At 58.9% G+C, this 16,977-nt stretch carries 12 protein-coding genes; 2 read left to right on the top strand and 10 right to left on the bottom strand.

What is annotated here, in order from left to right; genetic code table 11:
* Window positions 1-48 precede the first annotated feature (48 nt).
* The 3 genes from glmM to ftsH all read right to left on the bottom strand — a co-directional run bounded on the left by glmM (window position 49) and on the right by ftsH (window position 4,262).
* Entirely contained in the window at window positions 49-1,392 is a 1,344-nt protein-coding gene (gene glmM / locus B9Q17_RS00060) for a phosphoglucosamine mutase (protein ID WP_094623619.1), read from the bottom strand.
* Entirely contained in the window at window positions 1,392-2,222 is an 831-nt protein-coding gene (gene folP, locus B9Q17_RS00055) for a dihydropteroate synthase (RefSeq protein ID WP_094623618.1), read from the bottom strand. Before folP ends, glmM begins: the two co-directional genes overlap by 1 nt.
* 96 nt (window positions 2,223-2,318) lie before the next feature.
* Complete coding sequence (gene ftsH / locus B9Q17_RS00050) at window positions 2,319-4,262, bottom strand: ATP-dependent zinc metalloprotease FtsH (protein ID WP_173637051.1); 1,944 nt, start codon at window positions 4,260-4,262, stop codon at window positions 2,319-2,321.
* Between the two features lie 279 nt (window positions 4,263-4,541).
* Here ftsH and yhbY point away from each other — a divergent pair, with 279 nt between their 5' ends.
* Window positions 4,542-4,850 carry a ribosome assembly RNA-binding protein YhbY gene (yhbY, locus tag B9Q17_RS00045; RefSeq protein ID WP_094623617.1) on the top strand — a complete coding sequence of 103 codons (309 nt, stop codon included), beginning with the start codon at window positions 4,542-4,544 and terminating at the stop codon, window positions 4,848-4,850.
* 57 nt (window positions 4,851-4,907) lie between these two features.
* On the opposite strand, the gene greA is transcribed toward yhbY, so the two are convergent.
* The 7 genes from greA to grpE form a co-directional block, all read right to left on the bottom strand.
* Complete coding sequence (greA, locus tag B9Q17_RS00040; RefSeq protein WP_081697550.1) at window positions 4,908-5,387, bottom strand: transcription elongation factor GreA; 480 nt, start codon at window positions 5,385-5,387, stop codon at window positions 4,908-4,910.
* A gap of 4 nt (window positions 5,388-5,391) precedes the next feature.
* Window positions 5,392-8,610 (bottom strand): carbamoyl-phosphate synthase large subunit, encoded by a 3,219-nt coding sequence (carB, locus tag B9Q17_RS00035; protein WP_094623616.1) that lies wholly within the window; start codon window positions 8,608-8,610, stop codon window positions 5,392-5,394.
* Window positions 8,611-8,692: 82 nt separating this feature from the next.
* Complete coding sequence (carA, locus tag B9Q17_RS00030) at window positions 8,693-9,823, bottom strand: glutamine-hydrolyzing carbamoyl-phosphate synthase small subunit (RefSeq protein WP_208618739.1); 1,131 nt, start codon at window positions 9,821-9,823, stop codon at window positions 8,693-8,695.
* Between the two features lie 441 nt (window positions 9,824-10,264).
* Window positions 10,265-11,068 (bottom strand): 4-hydroxy-tetrahydrodipicolinate reductase, encoded by an 804-nt coding sequence (gene dapB / locus B9Q17_RS00025; protein WP_094623614.1) that lies wholly within the window; start codon window positions 11,066-11,068, stop codon window positions 10,265-10,267.
* Between the two features lie 11 nt (window positions 11,069-11,079).
* A complete protein-coding gene (gene dnaJ / locus B9Q17_RS00020; RefSeq protein ID WP_022988307.1) occupies window positions 11,080-12,207 on the bottom strand; it encodes a molecular chaperone DnaJ in 1,128 nt (375 codons plus the stop codon).
* A gap of 78 nt (window positions 12,208-12,285) precedes the next feature.
* Window positions 12,286-14,205, bottom strand: coding sequence for a molecular chaperone DnaK (gene dnaK, locus B9Q17_RS00015; RefSeq protein ID WP_094623613.1), 1,920 nt, complete (start codon window positions 14,203-14,205; stop codon window positions 12,286-12,288).
* Between the two features lie 120 nt (window positions 14,206-14,325).
* Complete coding sequence (grpE, locus tag B9Q17_RS00010) at window positions 14,326-14,904, bottom strand: nucleotide exchange factor GrpE (RefSeq protein WP_022988309.1); 579 nt, start codon at window positions 14,902-14,904, stop codon at window positions 14,326-14,328.
* A 264-nt stretch (window positions 14,905-15,168) separates the two neighbouring features.
* Here grpE and recN point away from each other — a divergent pair, with 264 nt between their 5' ends.
* Window positions 15,169-16,848, top strand: a complete 1,680-nt coding sequence (gene recN / locus B9Q17_RS00005) for a DNA repair protein RecN (protein ID WP_094623612.1) — start codon at window positions 15,169-15,171, stop codon at window positions 16,846-16,848.
* The last annotated feature ends 129 nt before the right edge of the window (window positions 16,849-16,977 follow it).

Raw genomic sequence — 16,977 nt, 5'->3', positions numbered from 1 at the left:
CTATACAGCAGTCATTTCCTGCACACAACCCGCTCCCCGCACCGCCACTCAGGGGTTTGAACGCTCCACCACCCGGGCCAGCTCTTCGGCCACACGGGTAATTTCTGCGGCATCCCGGCCCTCTGCCATCACCCGGATCAAAGGCTCGGTTCCGGATGCCCGCAACAAGATACGACCGGCATCGCCCAGGCCAGCTTCCGCTTGGCGCACAGCCTCGACAATATCCGCCCGGGAAAACGGATCAAAACGCTGCGCCACCCGCACATTCACCATTTTCTGGGGCAGCTTGCTCATTCCCTGACGCAGCTCGCTCAGGGTTTTACCGGAATGGCGCACGGCCAGTAACACCTGCAGGGCCGACACAATACCATCGCCGGTGCTGGTGCAGTCACGAATAACCATATGGCCGGAGCCTTCGCCCCCGACCACCCAGTTGTTAGCCAGCAACCGCTCCATCACATAGCGGTCGCCCACTTTCGCCCGCTCGAACTGGATGCCGAGTTCACGCAGGGCCAGCTCAACACCCAGGTTGGTCATCAGGGTGCCCACCACGCCGCCTTTGAGGCGCCCTTCGGCCTGGCGCTGGTACGCGAGAATGTACAGCAGCTCATCGCCGTCCACCTCGGAGCCGTCACGGTCAACCATCAGCACCCGGTCACCATCGCCATCGAAGGCAATGCCCAGGTCGGCTTTTTTCTCGGCAACTGTCTGCTTAAGAGCATCCAGGTGGGTGGAACCAACATTCAGGTTGATGTTCAGACCATCGGGCTCGGCACCGATCACGGTAATCTTTGCACCCAACTCCCGGAACACCTTGGGCGCCACGTGGTAGGTGGCACCGTGGGCACAATCCAGGACGATATGCAGGCCATCGAGGGTAAATTCGTTAGGTACGGTGCTCTTGCAGAATTCCACGTAGCGACCGGGCGCGTCATCAATCCGGGTCGCCTTGCCCAGTTCGTTGGGCTCACAGACCTTGATGGGCTGGTCCAGCCAGCGCTCGATTTCAGCTTCCAGGGCATCGTCCAGCTTGGTGCCAGCGGCAGAGAAGAACTTGATACCGTTGTCGTGGTGCGGGTTATGGGACGCACTGATAACGATACCGGCAGAGGCGCGGAAGGTACGGGTGAGGTAGGCAATGGCCGGTGTCGGCATCGGGCCCAGCAGCTTCACATCCACTCCGGCGGCAGACAGGCCGGCCTCCAGGGCCGACTCGAATATATAACCGGACAACCGGGTGTCCTTGCCGATCAGCACACTGTTGCGCTGGCCATCTTTCTTGAACGCCTGGCCGGCAGCCCAACCCAGGTGGAGCATGAACTCCGGGGTAATCGGGCCTTCGCCAACATGGCCACGAATGCCATCGGTACCAAAATATTTACGCTCGGACATCAGATTGCCTCCTTAACCGCCGCTACTACCTTAACGGCGTCTACCGTTTCCCTTACATCGTGCACCCTGAGGATACTCGCACCTTTCATGGCCGATATTGTCGCGGCCGCGAGGCTTGCGGGCAACCTTTCATTCACATCCCGGCCGGTGATTGCTCCCAGCATGGATTTGCGGGACAGACCGATCAGCAGCGGATGGCCCAGCATGTGCAGCTGCTCCAGGGTCGCCAGCAACTGCACATTGTGCTCGACGGTTTTGCCAAAGCCAAAGCCGGGATCCAGGATGATCTTGTCCGGGTTCACCCCGGCGGCCTCGGCCACGCGCATGCGCTCGGTCAGAAACGAGCTGACTTCCCGGCGCACATTCCGGTAACGGGGATCATTCTGCATGGTGTCCGGCTCACCCTGGATGTGCATGATACACACCGGAATATCCGCTTTCGCCGCCACTTCCGGCGCTCCGTCACGCTGCAGGGCACGGACATCATTGATCAGGCCCGCGCCGAGCTTTGCGGTTTCTGCCATTACCGCCGGGTTGCTGGTGTCTACGGAAATAACGGCATCCAGCTCCCGGGCAATGGCCTCGACCACCGGGCACACCCGGTCCAGCTCTTCCTGGGTGGAAACCTCTGCCGCTCCCGGCCGGGTGGATTCACCGCCTACATCAATAAATGCTGCACCGTCCGCCACCATCTGGCGGGCGCGGATCATGGCGGATTCCAGCGAATTGAAGCGACCACCGTCCGAAAACGAATCCGGGGTTACATTCAGGATGCCCATTACATGGCACAGGGAGAGGTCCAGTTCACGGCCGGCAAAGTTCATTTTCATAGCGAGGATTCCAGGGGCAGTACTTTCGGGGAAACAAAAACAAACGCCGCCCGGAGGCCGGGCGGCGCGTTATATCACTCAGGCTTCGGCTGCGAGTCAGTGCTCGCCGGCCGGACGCCCTACTCCGGGCTGGCGCCCGTCGTCAGAGCCTTTCGGCTCCGGAGCCTGCTCCGGCTCTTCAGCCTTTACGCCACCGGCAGGACCACTATCGCCCCAGTTCTTCGGCGGGCGCGGCTCTTTGCCGGCCATGATGTCGTCAATCTGGAAGCGATCGATGGTTTCGTACTTCATCAGCGCTTCCGCCATCATGTCGAGCTTGTCCCGGTTATCAATCAGGATCTGCTTGGCGGTCTCGTAGCAGGTATCAATGATGTTACGGACTTCCTCATCAATACGCTGTGCCGTTTCCGGCGAATACACGGTATGAGACTGCCCGGCAGAACGACCCAGGAACGGCTCTTCGCTGTCGGTATCGTACTGCAGCGGGCCCAGCTTCTCGGACAAACCCCAGCGGGTGACCATATTGCGGGCCAGGCTGGTGGCTCGCTCGATATCGTTGGACGCACCGGTGGTCACACCCTCAAAGCCCAGAGTCAGCTCCTCGGCAATACGACCACCGAACAGGCTGCAAATCGAGCTGGTCAGGTAGCGCTTGGAGTGGCTGTACTTGTCCTCTTCCGGCAGGAACATGGTGACACCCAGTGCCCGACCGCGGGGAATGATACTGACCTTATAGACCGGGTCATGCTCCGGCACCAGTCGACCCACAATCGCATGGCCAGACTCGTGGTACGCGGTGTTCCGCTTCTCTTTCTCACTCATCACCATGGACTTGCGCTCGGCGCCCATCATGATCTTGTCTTTTGCCAGCTCCAACTCTTCCATGGACACCAGGCGCTGGTTACGGCGCGCCGCAAACAGGGCAGCCTCGTTCACCAGGTTGGCCAGGTCTGCACCGGAGAAGCCGGGAGTACCACGGGCAATCACAGCCGGATCGATGCCATCGGCAAGGGGCACTTTCTTCATGTGCACCTTCAGGATCTGCTCCCGACCCAGGATATCCGGCAAGCTCACCACCACCTGGCGGTCAAAGCGGCCCGGGCGCAACAGCGCAGGGTCCAGCACGTCCGGACGGTTGGTTGCGGCAATGACGATAACACCTTCATTACCCTCAAAGCCGTCCATCTCAACCAGCAACTGGTTCAGGGTCTGCTCACGCTCGTCGTGTCCGCCACCCATACCGGCGCCACGATGGCGACCCACGGCATCGATCTCGTCGATGAAGATGATGCAGGGGCTCTGTTTCTTGGCCTGCTCGAACATGTCGCGAACACGGGAAGCACCCACGCCCACGAACATTTCCACGAAGTCCGAACCAGAGATAGAGAAGAACGGCACCTTGGCTTCACCGGCAATGGCCTTGGCCAGCAGGGTTTTACCGGTACCGGGAGGACCTACCATCAGCACGCCCTTGGGAATGCGGCCACCCAGACGCTGGAACTTGCTCGGATCGCGCAGGAAGTCCACCAGCTCTTTGACGTCTTCCTTCGCTTCGTCGACACCAGCCACGTCAGCAAAGGTGGTCTTGATCTGATCTTCGCTCAGCAGGCGCGCCTTGCTCTTGCCGAACGACATGGGGCCTTTGCCGCCACCGCCGCCCTGCATCTGGCGCATGAAGAAGACAAACAGGGCAATGATGATCAGTATCGGGAATGCGGCCACCAGCAGCTGAGTCCACAGGCTCTGGCGCTCCGGCTCCTTACCGATCACCTCAACCTCATTGGCCAGGAGATCGTCCATCAGCTTGTTATCGGATACCTGCGGGCGGATGGTCTGGAACTGGGAGCCGTCACCACGGACACCCTGCACCTGCAGCCCATCAATCGTCACCTGCCGTACCTGGCCCTGCTGGACCATTTCGACAAACTGGGAATAGTTAACTTGTTGCCCGCTGGTGGTGGGAGTGAAATTCTGAAACACCATCAGCAGCACGGCGGCTATCACTAGCCAGAGAACCAGATTTTTTGCCATATCGTTCAAGGATCATCACCTGTGAATTGCAGGGCTGCCGCGTCGAAGCCGCGAACCCTTTTCCGACACCTTACACTAATTGTACGTTCGTAAACCAGAAACGGCCTAAGGGAAAACGGCCGCACTACCACTTATATTGGGCACTCCGGGGCCGATTGCAACGCCGGTTGTAAGTGAATACGACCATTTGTGGCGGTGCGCTATCTGTTACAATCACGAAATTATACGACGTTGTCAGCCAGTTCGCCGCTGACCTTTTGTTAATTGCACCGATAAAGAGATTACATCATGAGTCTGTCACCGGAACAGCGCCGGGAATACCGGGCCATTGCCCACAATCTGAAGCCCGTCATCATTGTTGGCGACAAAGGCCTGTCCGAAGGGCTCCAGGAAGAACTGGAGAGAGCCCTGAACGACCATGAGCTGATCAAGATCAAGGTAGCCAGCACAGACCGCGAAGCCCGCCAGGAAGCCATCCAGGCCCTGTGCGAAAGCTCCGGCGCCGAGCTGGTGCAAACCATCGGCAAAATCGCCGTCATCCTGCGCCGGGCCAGGAAGCCAAATCCGAAGCTGTCTAACCTGCTAAGAAATAAGTGATAAAAAAAGCCGGCGAGGGCAACCCCAGCCGGCTTTTTCGTGTGGGCGCGGATTTCGTCAGATGTACTCTACTTCGGAAATCTCGTACTCCACGGTGCCCGAAGGGATGCGGATTGCCACCACATCACCTTCGTTTTTGCCCACCAGCGCCCGGGCGATCGGAGACGATACCGACAGCTTGCCGGCTTTGATGTCTGCCTCGTCTTCGCCCACGATCTGGTAAGTCACTTCTTCATCGGTGTCCATATTCACCAGGTGCACCGTGGTGCCGAAGATCACCTTTCCGGTGTTCTCCATGGTGGTTACGTCGATCACCTGAGCCACTGACAGCTTGCCTTCGATTTCCTGGATACGGCCTTCGATGAAGCTCTGCTGTTCACGGGCTGCGTGGTATTCGGCGTTTTCCTTGAGATCTCCGTGTTCACGGGCATCGGCGATAGCCTGGATGACCCGCGGACGATCTTCGGACTTCAGCTTTTTCAGCTCCTCGCGCAGACGGGCTTCGCCGGTCTGCGTCATGGGTACTCTTTCAGCCATAATCTTACTTCCCTGCGTGTAGGTCCTGGAGGCGACGAACGGTGCGCTCCGGGCCAAATTTGATTGCGCGGCAGAAGGCTTCGCCACCCGCCAGCGTCGTTGTGTAAGTTACCTTGGTCTGCAAGGCGGACTGGCGAATCTGCGCCGAGTCGGAAACGGCCTTACGACCTTCGGTGGTGTTAATGATCAGCTGAACCTTGCCGTTCTTGATGGAGTCAACAATGTGCGGCCGGCCTTCACCAACCTTGTTGACCCGCTCAACCTCGACACCCTCGGCTTCCAGGGCCTTGGCTGTACCGGTAGTGGCGACAATCCGGAAGCCGGCATCAACCAGGTCGCGGGCAACCTTGGCCGCCCCCGGCTTGTCGACGTCACGAACCGACATAAAGGCCACACCCTTGGCCGGCAGGCGCTCACCCGCGGCCAGGGATGCCTTGGCAAAGGCTTCGTCGAAGCTGTCACCCAGTCCCATCACCTCACCGGTAGACTTCATTTCCGGGCCGAGGATCGGGTCAACCGCCGGGAACTTGTTGAACGGGAACACGGACTCCTTCACCGCATAGTAAGTCGGCACGATTTCCTGGGTGAAGTTCAGTTCTTTCAGGGTCTTGCCGGACATTACGCGGGCCGCTACCGCCGCCAGGGACACACCGATGGCCTTGGATACGAACGGCACGGTACGGGAAGCACGCGGGTTCACTTCGATCACGTAGATCTCGCCGTCCTGCCAGGCCAGCTGCACGTTCATCAGGCCGATAACGTCCAGCTCGATGGCCATTTTCTTGACCGCTTCGCGCATTTCATCCTGCACTTCTTTAGGCAGGCTGTAGGGCGGCAGTGAACAGGCAGAGTCACCGGAGTGAACACCAGCCTGCTCGATGTGCTGCATGATGCCACCGATAACCACGTCGGTGCCGTCACTGATGGCATCGATATCCACCTCGATGGCGGCATTCAGGAAGTGGTCCAGCAATACCGGACTGTCGTTGGATACCAGAACGGCACTGCGCATGTAACGCACCAGCTCGGTTTCGTCATAGACGATTTCCATGGCACGGCCGCCCAGCACGTAGGACGGACGAACCACCAGCGGATAGCCGATTTCGCGGGCCGCAAGGATACCTTCTTCATGGCTGCGCACGGTGGCGTTCTGGGGCTGTTTCAGGCCCAGGCGCTGGATCATCTGCTGGAAACGCTCACGGTCTTCGGCACGGTCAATAGCATCCGGGCTGGTGCCGATAATGGGCACACCGGCAGCTTCCAGGCCACGGGACAGTTTCAGCGGGGTCTGACCGCCGTACTGCACAATGACGCCCTTCGGTTTTTCGACGTTGATGATTTCCAGCACGTCTTCCAGGGTGATCGGCTCGAAGTACAACCGGTCGGAGGTATCGTAGTCGGTCGACACGGTCTCCGGGTTGCAGTTGATCATGATGGTTTCGTAGCCGTCTTCACGCATGGCCAGGGCCGCATGCACACAGCAGTAGTCGAATTCGATGCCCTGGCCGATACGGTTGGGGCCGCCACCGATCACCACAATCTTCTCGCGGTCAGACGGCTCCGCCTCGCACTCTTCCTCGTAAGTGGAGTACATGTAGGCGGTGTCGGATGCAAACTCAGCGGCACAGGTATCTACCCGCTTGTACACCGGGCGAATGCCCAGGTCGTGGCGCAGCTTGCGCAGGCTGACTTCGGAAATGCCCAGCAGCTTGGCCAGGCGGGCGTCAGAGAAGCCCTTGCGCTTCAGGCGGAACAGCGTGGCCTTGTCGATATCGGCCTTGCCGGCGGATTTCAGGGCCTGCTCTTCTTTGACCAGGTCTTCAATTTGCACCAGGTACCAGGGGTCAACCTTGGTATGACGGAACACTTCGTCAACCGTCATGCCGGCGCGGAAGGCATCACCGATGTACCAGGCACGCTCGGCGCCGGGTACGTTCAGCTCCCGGATCAGCGTTTCGCGGCTGCTGTCCGAATCCAGCTCGTCCAGCTTCTCGTCAAAACCATCAGAGCCCACTTCCAGACCACGCAGGGCTTTCTGCATCGACTCCTGGAAGGTACGACCGATGGCCATGACTTCACCCACAGACTTCATCTGGGTGGTCAGGCGGGCGTCGGCCTGGGGGAATTTCTCGAAGGTGAAGCGCGGAATCTTGGTAACCACGTAGTCGATGCTGGGCTCGAACGAGGCCGGGGTTACGCCACCGGTGATTTCATTCTGCAGCTCATCGAGGGTGTAACCGATGGCCAGCTTGGCCGCCACCTTGGCAATCGGGAAACCGGTGGCCTTGGAAGCCAGCGCGGAGGAACGGGATACCCGCGGGTTCATCTCGATCACGACCATACGGCCGGTGTCCGGATTGATACCGAACTGCACGTTGGAGCCGCCGGTTTCCACACCGATCTCACGCAGCACCGCCAGTGAGGCGTTCCGCATGATCTGGTATTCCTTGTCAGTGAGGGTCTGGGCCGGGGCCACGGTGATGGAGTCACCGGTGTGCACGCCCATGGCATCGAAGTTCTCGATGGCGCAGACGATAATGCAGTTGTCGTTTTTGTCACGAACAACTTCCATCTCGTACTCTTTCCAGCCAATCAGGGACTCGTCGATCAGCAGTTCGTTGGTCGGAGACAGGTCCAGGCCACGGGTACAGATTTCCTCGAACTCGTCCTTGTTGTAGGCGATACCACCACCGGAGCCGCCCATAGTGAAGGACGGACGGATGATGCAGGGGAAACCGATATCCTCTGACGCTTCCCAGGCTTCCGCCATGGAGTGAACGATCGTCGCACGCGGACATTCGAGGCCAATCTTTCTCATGGCCTTGTCGAAACGGTCCCGGTCCTCGGCCTTGTCGATGGTATCGGCGTTAGCACCGATCATTTCAACGCCGTGCTTCTCCAGTACGCCATGCTTTTCCAGGTCCAGCGCACAGTTCAGCGCGGTCTGGCCGCCCATGGTGGGCAGCAGGGCGTCGGGTTTTTCCTTTTCGATGATCTTTTCGACCGTCTTCCAGGTAATCGGCTCGATGTAGGTGGCATCGGCCATGGCCGGGTCGGTCATGATGGTGGCCGGGTTGGAGTTCACCAGGATAACCCGGTAGCCCTCTTCGCGCAGCGCCTTACAGGCCTGGGCTCCGGAGTAGTCGAATTCGCACGCCTGCCCGATCACGATGGGACCAGCGCCCAGGATCAGGATGCTTTGGATGTCTGTACGTTTTGGCATGTCTCGGTAAACCTGTCAGCAACTTTTGAATTCTTGCAGCGCGGTGTTCAGCGCCGGTGAGCTATCGTCGATGGCCTTGCCCTCAGGCAGATCGCGCTTCCATCAGCTGGATAAACTCGTCGAACAACGGTGCCACATCGTGGGGGCCTGGGCTGGCTTCCGGGTGACCCTGGAAGCTGTAGGCCGCCTTGTCCGTGCGGCGAATGCCCTGCAGGGTGCCGTCAAACAGCGACTTGTGGGTGGCTTCCACATTGGCCGGCAGGGTTGCTTCGTCTACCGCAAAGCCGTGGTTCTGGCTGGTGATCATCACCGTGCCTTTGGCAATGTCCTGCACCGGGTGGTTGGCGCCGTGGTGGCCGTGGCCCATTTTCATGGTCTTGGCACCGCTGGCCAGGGCCAGGAGCTGGTGACCAAGGCAGATGCCGAATACCGGAATCTCGGTTTCCAGCACTTCCTGGATGGTCTTGATAGCGTAGTCGCACGGCTCGGGGTCGCCAGGGCCGTTGGACAGGAAGATACCGTCCGGGTTCATGGCCAGCACTTCCGAAGCCGGGGTTTGCGCCGGTACCACGGTGATGTCGCAACCGCGGGCAGCAAGCATGCGCAGGATGTTGAACTTTACGCCGTAGTCCCAGGCAACAACCTTGAACTTCGGAGCAGACTGTTCACCGTAGCCATCGGTGATGTCCCACTCGGTCTGGTTCCACTGATAGGTTTTCTCGCTGGTCACTTCCTTGGCCAGGTCCATACCCTTCAGGCCCGGGAAGGCCTTGGCCAGTTCCAGTGCACGCTCGGCGGTGGCATTCTCGCCGGCAACGATGGCGCCGTTCTGGGAACCTTTGTCACGCAGGATACGGGTCAGGCGGCGGGTGTCGATGTCCGCAATGCCAACAATGTTGTTGCTTCGCAGGTAGTCATCCAGGCTCTGCTGGTTACGCCAGCTGCTGGCGATCAGCGGCAGGTCACGAATGATCAGGCCGGCGGCGTGGATGCGGTCGGACTCTACGTCTTCGCCGTTCACACCGGTGTTGCCGATGTGCGGATACGTCAGGGTGACGATCTGGCGGGAGTAGGACGGGTCGGTCAGGATTTCCTGATAGCCGGTCATGGCAGTGTTGAACACTACCTCACCGCTGGTTTCTCCGTCTGCGCCGATGGCGGTGCCGTAGAAGAGGCTTCCGTCTGCGAGTGCAAGGATTGCTGGTGTGCTCAAGGCTTGTATCCTCATCGAGTGGCGTAAGTTCGTCACGAACAGGAACGCAAGCGCAAATTCAGGTTGCAAAAAAGCGAGACAGAGTAAAAACCCGGTCCCGCTTTCTTATAAACTTTTCAAAGGTACGCTTGGTGCAGTCAAATCGCCTTATTGTAAGCGATTCTGGCCGTTTTTGTCCACGGGGATTTGTCCGGTCGTCTTTGACGCAACTCCGGCCGAAGGTTCGGGTCGCTCTTCCGAAAACCGCTACAAGCTCGTCCATGAGCGCTTATTTCAGGCCATCCATGGCCTTCAAAATTTTCGGAAGAGCGACCCGAACCTTCAGCCTCAGCGTTAGCCTCACACGAAAAGCAACTCTTCAGTCTTTTTCCGTGCCCTTCCGTGGTTTCCGTGGCAAAAACCTTTTCTTTTCGTGTTCTTTCGTGGATTTAGTGGCAAAAATCAGCCTTTAAGCCCAAGAACATCCTGCATGTCGTACAGGCCCGCCGCCTTACCCTCAAGCCACAAAGCAGCCCGCATCGCCCCCTTGGCAAAAGTCATCCGGCTACTGGCCTTATGAGTGATTTCAATGCGCTCGCCCTCGGTAGCAAACAGCACGGTGTGGTCACCCACCACATCCCCAGCACGAATGGTTTCGAAGCCAATTTCCTTGCGGGTGCGTTCGCCGGTGAAGCCTTCGCGGCCGTACACTGCGCACTCTTTCAGGTCGCGCCCCAGGGCATCAGCTACGACTTCGCCCATACGCAGGGCGGTGCCGGAGGGGGCGTCTTTTTTGTGGCGGTGGTGGGCTTCGATGATTTCCACGTCGTAGTCGTCGCCCAGGGTAGCCGCGGCGGTGCGCAGGAGGTTGAGGACGACGTTAACGCCCACGCTCATGTTGGGAGCGAAGACGACCGGGGTGGATTCAGCGGCCAGGGCGAGCTGTTCTTTTTCGGCGTCGGTCATGCCGGTGGTGCCGATGACCAGCATCTTGCCGTTAGCGCTGCAGAATCTTGCGTTTTCCAGGGTTAGATCCGGGAAGGTGAAGTCCACCAGTACGTCGAAGTCGTCTTTGACGTCGTCCAGGCTGCCAGCCATTTTTACGCCGGTTTTGCCAACGCTGGTCATTTCGCCGGCGTCGGCGCCGATCAGGCTGCTGCCCGGCTCGACGATGGCGGCGCCGAGTTCAAGGCCCTCGGTGCCGCCTACCGCTTCGATCAGTACCTTGCCCATGCGCCCGGCGGCGCCGATGATTGCTACCCGCATCTGTTCTGCCCTCAGAATTTCATTTCGTCGAAGAAGTTTTTCACACCCTCAAACCAGGAGGTTTTCTTCGGAGCATGATGGGTGCCGTTGCTGCCGTCCAGCGTTTGCTGGAATTCTTCCAGCAGTTCTTTCTGGCGCTTGGTCAGTTTCACCGGGGTTTCTACCATCACCCGGCACAGCAGGTCGCCGGCAGGGCCACCACGCACCGGGCTAACGCCTTTGTTGCGCAGGCGGAAAAGCTTGCCGGTCTGGGTTTCAGCCGGGATTTTCAGCTTCACACGGCCATCCAGTGTAGGCACTTCCAGCTCACCACCCAGGGCAGCATCCACGATGCTGATGGGCACTTCGCAGTACAGGTTGCGGCCGTCGCGGGTGAAGATGGAGTGTTCACGCACAGCCACCTGAACGTACAGGTCGCCTGGGGGGCCACCATCTACGCCCATTTCACCTTCGCCAGACAGGCGGATGCGGTCGCCGGTATCCACGCCGGGCGGCACTTTGACCGACAGGGTTTTGTCCTGGCGAACACGACCCTGACCATGACAGGCCTTGCAGGGATCCTTGATGATCTGGCCAGAGCCACGGCAGGTCGGACAGGCCTGCTGCACGGTGAAGAAACCCTGCTGCATGCGTACCTGACCCATGCCCTGACAGGTGCCACAGGTTTCCGGCCGGGAGCCTTTTTCGGCGCCGCTGCCTTCACAGACGTCACATTCCTTGTGGCCCGGAATCTTGATTTCGACGGACTTGCCCTTAACGGCTTCTTCAAGGTCCAGCTCGAGGGTGTAGCGCAGGTCTGAGCCACGGGTATTGCGGCCACGACCGCCACCACCACCGAAGATATCGCCAAACACGTCTCCGAAGATGTCGGAGAAGCTGCCGCCACCACCGAAGCCACCGGCACCGGCCTGGCCGTCTACACCGGCATGACCAAACTGGTCATACGCAGCGCGCTTGCCGGAGTCAGCGAGCACCTCGTAGGCTTCGGTGGCCTCTTTGAATTTACTGTCGGCATCCTGGTCATCCGGGTTACGGTCTGGATGGTATTTCATCGCGAGCTTCCGATATGCCCGCTTTATTTCCTTCTCATCCGCTCCCCGGGCAACCCCGAGTACTTCGTAATAATCGCGCTTGGCCATACTTCAAAACCCTGTTGCTATAACGCGGAAAACGCGGGGCTACCCCCGCGTTTTCCAACTGCCTGATGTACTTCGGATTTACTTCTTGTCGTCGTCTTTGACTTCTTCGAACTCGGCATCAACCGCGTCGTCTGCAGCCTGGGCACCTTCCTGCCCGTCGGCCTGCTGCGCCTGGTCAGCCTGATCCGCGTACATCTTCTGGGCCAGCTCGGAAGAGACTTCAGTCAGCTTCTGGGTCTTGGCTTCGATATCTTCCTTATCGGTACCCTTCAGAGCTTCTTCGAGGTCCTTGATGGCGCCTTCGATGGACTCTCTCTCAGCCTCGGTGACTTTGTCGCCAGCTTCGGTCAGGGTCTTGCGTACGGCGTGAACCATGGCATCGCCCTGGTTACGAGCCTGTACCAGCTCTTCGAACTTGCGATCCTCCTCAGCGTTGGCCTCGGCATCGCGCACCATCTTCTCGATTTCGTCATCGTTCAGGCCGGAAGAGGCCTTGATTACGATGGACTGCTCTTTACCGGTCGCCTTGTCTTTGGCAGACACGTTCAGGATACCGTTGGCATCGATGTCGAAAGTCACTTCGATCTGCGGCACACCGCGGGGTGCGGGCGGAATGTCGGCCAGGTCGAAACGACCCAGTGACTTGTTCTGTGCCGCCTGTTTGCGCTCACCCTGAACAACGTGGATGGTTACCGCAGTCTGGTTGTCGTCCGCTGTGGAGAAGGTCTGCGATTTCTTGGTCGGAATCGTGGTGTTCTTCTCGATCAGCGGAGTGGCCACACCACCCATGGTTTCGATACCCAGGGTCAGCGGGGTTACGTCCAGCAGCAGTACGTCTTTCACGTCGCCAGACAGTACCGCACCCTGAATGGCAGCACCCATGGCTACGGCTTCATCCGGGTTTACGTCTTTACGCGGCTCTTTGCCGAAGAATTCCTTAACCTTCTCCTGCACCAGCGGCATACGGGTCTGACCACCCACCAGGATAACTTCGTCGATTTCAGAGGCCTTCATGCCAGCGTCCTGCAGAGCCACTTTACAGGGCTCGAGGCTGCGCTGAACCAGCTCTTCTACCAGCGATTCCAGCTTGGCGCGGGTCAGTTTCACGTTCATGTGCTTGGGACCAGACGCATCTGCAGTGATGTACGGCAGGTTTACGTCGGTCTGCTGGCTGCTGGACAGCTCGATCTTGGCCTTTTCGCCGGCTTCCTTCAGGCGCTGCATGGCCAGGGAGTCACCGCGCAGGTCGATGCCGCTGTCTTTCTTGAACTGGTCCGCCAGGTATTCGATGACCTTCATGTCGAAGTCTTCACCACCCAGGAAGGTGTCACCGTTGGTAGCCAGTACTTCAAACTGGTGCTCACCGTCTACATCGGCAATCTCGATGATGGACAGGTCAAAGGTACCGCCGCCCAGATCGTAGACCGCTACGGTACGGTCGCCGCTCTGCTTGTCCATGCCGTAGGCCAGCGCAGCAGCAGTCGGCTCGTTGATGATCCGCTTAACTTCCAGGCCGGCAATCTTGCCTGCATCTTTGGTGGCCTGGCGCTGGCTGTCGTTGAAGTAAGCCGGCACGGTGATAACCGCTTCGGTTACGGTCTCGCCCAGGTAGTCTTCTGCAGTCTTCTTCATTTTCTTGAGGACTTCGGCAGAAACCTGCGGCGGAGCCATCTTCTGGCCTTTCACTTCTACCCAGGCATCGCCATTGTCAGCCTTGGCGATCTTGTACGGCACCATCTTGATGTCCTTCTGAACCACGTCGTCTTCAAAACGACGACCGATCAGACGCTTGATGGCGTACAGGGTATTTGCCGGGTTGGTGACCGCCTGGCGCTTGGCAGACTGGCCAACCAGTGTTTCGTTATCGTCGGTGTAGGCAATGATGGACGGGGTGGTACGATCACCCTCGGCATTCTCGATTACCTTAACCTTGTCACCATCCATGATGGCCACGCAGGAGTTGGTGGTTCCCAGGTCGATACCAATAATTTTGCTCATCGAATCACTCCAAGATCTTTCTGAATTCTGCTCCGGAGTGAGACCACCCCGGCTGTCGCTGTTTAATCGCTATATTGGCGCTTTCAGCGGCTTTTCAAGCCCCGACGGCGCCTTTTTTGATCAATTTTCTGCTTTTGCCACTACAACCATGGCCGGACGAACAACACGGCCGTTCAGCAGATAACCCTTCTGCACCACCGCCACCACGCTATTGGGCTCGGCATCCGGGGCCGGCACCATAGACATGGCTTCGTGCTGCTGCGGGTCGAACGGTTCACCCACCGGGTTCACCTGCTCCACGTTGAATTTCTTCAGGCTGTTCATGAACAGGCTGAGGGTCATTTCCGCGCCTTCGCGGATAGAAGCCACCAGTTCGTTGGCGTCTTCCTGCCCTTCCGTGCTTTCCACGGCCTTCTCCAGGCTGTCGGCCACCGGCAGCAATTCCTTGACGAATTTTTCCAGCGCAAACTTGTGCGCCTTTTCCACGTCGATTTCGGCCCGGCGGCGCACGTTCTGCATTTCTGCCTGGGAGCGCAACGCCTGGTCCTGGTACTCCTGCAGCTTGGCCTTCAGGGCATCCAGCTCGGAACCCTCTTGCCCCGCCTCGCCAGCTTCCGGCTCGGCATCAGCCTGTTCCGCCTGTGCGGCTTCGTTCAGCTCTTCTTCTACCTGTTCGTTGCGCTTTTCGTCAGCACTCATGACAACTCCTGATGGATTTTCCCAGGGCCCGAAGGCCTGCGGCTGGTTTAAGCCCCGCCCGTTTCAGGGCAGGAAAATACGACTTTGCGAACGGATATGGGGCCCGCCGGGCGGGTTTCAACCTTCCGGGATGCATTCTTTACAAATTCGGGGGCACAGGTTATTTGCAAACAGGAAAAACTCTGTATATATTCACAGCAACTGTATGGAATCACAGTATTCGAAATTTTCAGAGACAACAGACTCTGAACGGAGGTAATCAGCATGCTTATCCAACTGACGGTCTCGAACTACGCCATTGCTGAACGGGTTGAATTGCAGTTCAGCAAGGGCATGACAGCACTCACCGGCGAAACCGGTGCTGGCAAGTCTATCGTTCTGGATGCCCTGGGCCTGGCCATGGGCGGCCGCGCAGACGCCGGAGCTGTGCGCCACGGAGCCGAGCGTGCCGATATCAACGCCAGTTTCGATATCTCGAGAATTCCGGAAGCCCGGCAATGGCTTGAAGCCCACGAACTGGATGACAAGGAAGACTGCATCCTGCGCCGCACCATCCGCAAAGATGGCCGCAGCAAAGCGTTTATTAACGGCCAGCCCTGCCCGCTGTCCCAGCTCAAAGAACTGGGCGGCCTGCTGATGGACATCCACAGCCAGCACCAGCACCAGTCACTGTTGCGCAAAGACACCCACCGCAAACTGCTGGACGAGTTCGCCGGCGCCGAACAACTGGCCGACCAGGCCCGCAACGCCTGGAAAGCCTGGAACGCTACCCGACAGAAACTGGAACAGCGCCGGCACAATGCCGACGAAGCCGAGGCCAGGCTGCAACTGCTTCGCTACCAGGTAGAGGAGCTGGATCGGCTTGCACTGGAAGACGGCGAGCAGGAGGCCCTTGAGCAGGAGCAGGCCCAGCTGAGCCAGGCGGATGCAGTACTGCACAGCAGTCACCAGGCCGCCCTGCTCTGCACCGAAGATGACACCAGCGCAGCCGCCCTGGTACGCCAGGCCCTGCAGCAACTGGAGCAACTGCCGCTGGAAGTGCCGGCACTGGCCGATACCCTGCAGATGCTGAACGAAGCACAGATCCAGATTTCCGAAGCCGGCGACAACCTGCGCCGGTTTGTCGACGACTATGAAGCCGACCCGGCGCGGTTGGCCGAGGTGGAAGAACGCCTGAGCGCCATTTACCAGATGGCCCGCAAGCACCGGATTACCCCGGAAGAGTTGCCGGAACTGCACCAGCGCCTGGCCGCAGAACTGGCCGAACTGGACGGCGGCGAAGGCAGCCTGGAACAGCTTGAAGCTGAGCTTGAAAACCTGCGTAAACAATTCGATGAGCTGGCAGCACAGCTGTCTGCCAAACGGGAACAGGCCGCCATGGAACTGGACCAGCGGGTTGCCCGGGAACTGGCCCAGCTGAGCATGCCCAACATGCAGTTTGTCACCCACCTGAGCGGCAATACTGACAACGAGCCGGCACCCCATGGCATGGAAGATATCGAATTCCTGGTCAGCGCCAACCCCGGCCAGCCGGCACGCCCACTGGCCAAGGTGGCCTCCGGCGGTGAATTGTCACGGATCAGCCTGGCCATCCAGGTGGTTGTGGCACAAACCTCCACAACACCCACGCTGGTGTTCGATGAAGTGGACGTAGGTATTGGCGGCGGCACTGCCGAAGTGGTGGGCCGACTGCTGCGGTCACTGGGGGATAACGGGCAGGTACTGTGTGTGACTCACTTGCCGCAGGTGGCCGCCCAGTGCCATCAGCACCTGTTTGTCAGCAAGTTTACTGAAAAAGAAGCGACTTACTCGCGCATTGAAGCACTGGATGATCAGGGCAGGATCAGCGAGGTAGCAAGAATGCTGGGTGGCGTGGACATGACCGAGCATACCATTGCCCATGCCCGGGAGATGTTCGTAAAGGGCCAGGCGACCCATCACTAAAATCCCCTCTCGATTCGGAGAGCTTCGGGGCCGGCACTTGCTGGCCCCTTTTTTTATCGTTTGATTACTTCTTACCGGCGTTCAGAGGTTTTACGTACAGGATCAGGCTGTGATCGACAATCTCGTAGC

Source organism: Marinobacter vinifirmus (assembly GCF_002258215.1).
Taxonomy (GTDB): domain Bacteria; phylum Pseudomonadota; class Gammaproteobacteria; order Pseudomonadales; family Oleiphilaceae; genus Marinobacter; species Marinobacter vinifirmus.
This window is presented reverse-complemented; position numbering and strand designations above follow the sequence as displayed.

What these genes read in the sequence shown, in the direction of transcription:
- grpE (WP_022988309.1), bottom strand. Translation starts at nt 14,904, where the DNA reads ATGAGTGCTGACGAAAAGCGCAACGAACAGGTAGAAGAAGAGCTGAAC.
- greA (WP_081697550.1), bottom strand. Translation starts at nt 5,387, where the DNA reads ATGGCTGAAAGAGTACCCATGACGCAGACCGGCGAAGCCCGTCTGCGC.
- recN (WP_094623612.1), top strand. Translation starts at nt 15,169, where the DNA reads ATGCTTATCCAACTGACGGTCTCGAACTACGCCATTGCTGAACGGGTT.
- carB (WP_094623616.1), bottom strand. Translation starts at nt 8,610, where the DNA reads ATGCCAAAACGTACAGACATCCAAAGCATCCTGATCCTGGGCGCTGGT.
- folP (WP_094623618.1), bottom strand. Translation starts at nt 2,222, where the DNA reads ATGAAAATGAACTTTGCCGGCCGTGAACTGGACCTCTCCCTGTGCCAT.
- glmM (WP_094623619.1), bottom strand. Translation starts at nt 1,392, where the DNA reads ATGTCCGAGCGTAAATATTTTGGTACCGATGGCATTCGTGGCCATGTT.
- dnaJ (WP_022988307.1), bottom strand. Translation starts at nt 12,207, where the DNA reads ATGGCCAAGCGCGATTATTACGAAGTACTCGGGGTTGCCCGGGGAGCG.
- dapB (WP_094623614.1), bottom strand. Translation starts at nt 11,068, where the DNA reads ATGCGGGTAGCAATCATCGGCGCCGCCGGGCGCATGGGCAAGGTACTG.
- yhbY (WP_094623617.1), top strand. Translation starts at nt 4,542, where the DNA reads ATGAGTCTGTCACCGGAACAGCGCCGGGAATACCGGGCCATTGCCCAC.
- dnaK (WP_094623613.1), bottom strand. Translation starts at nt 14,205, where the DNA reads ATGAGCAAAATTATTGGTATCGACCTGGGAACCACCAACTCCTGCGTG.